Source organism: Fulvivirga aurantia (genome assembly GCF_009711475.1).
Classification (GTDB): Bacteria; Bacteroidota; Bacteroidia; order Cytophagales; family Cyclobacteriaceae; genus Fulvivirga; species Fulvivirga aurantia.
In genome coordinates this window covers 1-2208 of the sequence record NZ_SMMD01000382.1, presented here as the reverse complement: position 1 = coordinate 2208, position 2208 = coordinate 1, and the positions used below count along the sequence as shown (strand labels likewise).

2 protein-coding genes are annotated in these 2208 nt (G+C 38.9%); one reads left to right on the top strand and one right to left on the bottom strand.

Annotation, left to right across the window (positions count from 1 at the left end; all coding sequences use genetic code 11):
- On the top strand, window positions 1-1064 hold a 1064-nt coding region (locus tag E1176_RS02045), incomplete at its 5' end, for a T9SS type A sorting domain-containing protein (protein ID WP_155208912.1).
- Window positions 1065-1119: 55 nt separating this feature from the next.
- Here the strand turns inward: E1176_RS02045 and E1176_RS02040 are convergent.
- Window positions 1120-2061 carry an NAD-dependent epimerase/dehydratase family protein gene (locus E1176_RS02040; RefSeq protein WP_155208911.1) on the bottom strand — a complete coding sequence of 314 codons (942 nt, stop codon included), beginning with the start codon at window positions 2059-2061 and terminating at the stop codon, window positions 1120-1122.
- Between the last annotated feature and the right edge of the window lie 147 nt (window positions 2062-2208).

Genomic DNA, 2208 nt, shown 5'->3' with positions numbered 1-2208 from the left:
TAGTGATAATATTAAGCTTTGTGAGTATCTGCAGCTTTGCCCAGAAGATAGAGTCAAGCGGTAATTGGGGTAGTAGTAATATTTGGGAAGATAATGACATTGCTGGGCCGGGAGACGATGTAGACTTACTCGAAGATTTATCAGTAACTATTAGGTCTGGTGAGACATTTACCGTGTCTAAACTCACCGTCAAGAAAAATAGTACTCTGACTATCGAAACAGGCGGTACTTTAATTGTAACAGGTGAGTTTAAGTTAGAGGATAACACCAACATTGTAGCTGATGGTAATTTGGAAATACAAGGTGATTTAATTCTTGAAAAAGATGTGCAGGCAAACATAGCAGGTGCTGTACAGGTAGATGGAGACTTTACCGCTAAGGAGGGCTCTGACCTGGTAATAGATGGATCATTAAATGTTGATGGTGATGTAGATTTTGAAAAAGACGTGACAGTCACGGGCGATGGAGTTTTTACTTATAATGGATCATGCTCTGATGTTGATGGTACTTGTAATTCGGTAGGACCGCTACCTGTTGATCTACTCTACCTGAGTGGTGAGGTTAAGAACAAATCAGTTGTAATTACATGGGCGACTTCTACTGAAATAAATAACGATTACTTTTTATTAGAAAGGTCTGTAGACGGGGTCAATTATGAGAAAGTAAAAACAATCGAAGGTGCTGGAAATAGCAGCTCCACATTAAAATATGAAGTGATTGATGATAACCCTTTATTCGGTCAATCATATTACAGACTTACACAAGTAGACTTTGATGGCGCTTACGAAGTGTTTAACCCTGTAGCTGTATATGTGTCGAGCCTGTCAGAAATGGCGGTTTACCCTAACCCAGCTGTAAAGGGTACTGATTTGAAGGTTTTCTCAGGGGCACAGGAAAATGTGAAGTTTGCTATCTATAATACAGAAGGTGTGGCTATTGTATCTCAAATGTTGCAGAGCGGCCAAAACATTATTGCTTTAAGTGAAGACATAAAGTCAGGATTCTACATTGTAAAAATGACTTCAGGGGATGATCAAATAGTAAAACGACTCATTATAAAATAAAACACAACTACCTAAGTAGCTTGCCCCTTTCCATCTCTCCGGTTTGGGGCTTTTTTCATAAAATTTTTGGTAGCTCTTTTAAGATATCTTCAGTCATTTTAGAGAGATCATAGTCGTGAGACCAACCCCAATCGTCCCTTGCTGCTGAATCATCTACAGAATCTGGCCATGAGTCAGCAATCTTTTGTCGGAAATCAGGTTGGTATGAAATACTAAAGTCAGGAATGTGTTTTTTAATTTCAGAGGCAATTTCTTCTGGTGTAAAGCTAATAGCTGCAATGTTGTAGCTAGATCTTACTTTCACATCTGCCTTATCAGCCTCCATGAGCTGGATGGTAGCTTTAATCGCATCATTCATGTACATCATCGGTAGATAAGTATTCTCTGATAAAAAGCACTCGTAGCTTTTTTGCTCCAATGCCTGATAAAATATATCTACTGCATAGTCAGTCGTGCCACCACCCGGTTTAGCTTTATAGCCAATAAGTCCCGGGTATCTCAGACTACGTACATCAACACCATATTTTTCGTAATAATATTCACACCATCTTTCTCCAGCTAATTTGCTAATTCCATAAACCGTATTCGGGTCCATCACAGTATTCTGTGGAGTTTGCTGCATGGGAGTATTAGGGCCGAAAACGGCAATTGAGCTCGGCCAGTATATTTTTTCCAGCTTTTTGTCTTTTGCTATCTCTAAAATATTGAGGAGGCTATCCATGTTTAGCTTCCAGGCAAATTGTGGATTACTTTCTCCTTTTGCAGATAAGATGGCTGCCAAATGATAGATTTGAGTAACACTATAATTCTCTACGATCTGTTTTAGCTTATCAGCATTCATGACATCTAATTCCTCAAAAGGGCCATCAGCCAATTCACCGGAAGGTTTTCTCAAATCAGTAGCAATTACATTGTCTTTTCCATGATTGCTTCTCAAAGCCAGGGTAAGCTCAGATCCCAATTGTCCGCAGGCGCCAGTGATTAGTATTTTTGTCATGATATGGTGTTTATATTACGAGGTGCGAAATTAGCAATTTCGCAAAGGGTTTTCAAACGTTTTCGATTTATTGGAATCACGTAATCTTGAGCGAATTGCCAATAATCTATAAGAAAGCGTTCAGATCAATTTACACATCTTCATATT

Coding starts and splice junctions, on each gene's coding strand:
- E1176_RS02040 (WP_155208911.1), bottom strand. CDS start 2,061: ATGACAAAAATACTAATCACTGGCGCCTGCGGACAATTGGGATCTGAG.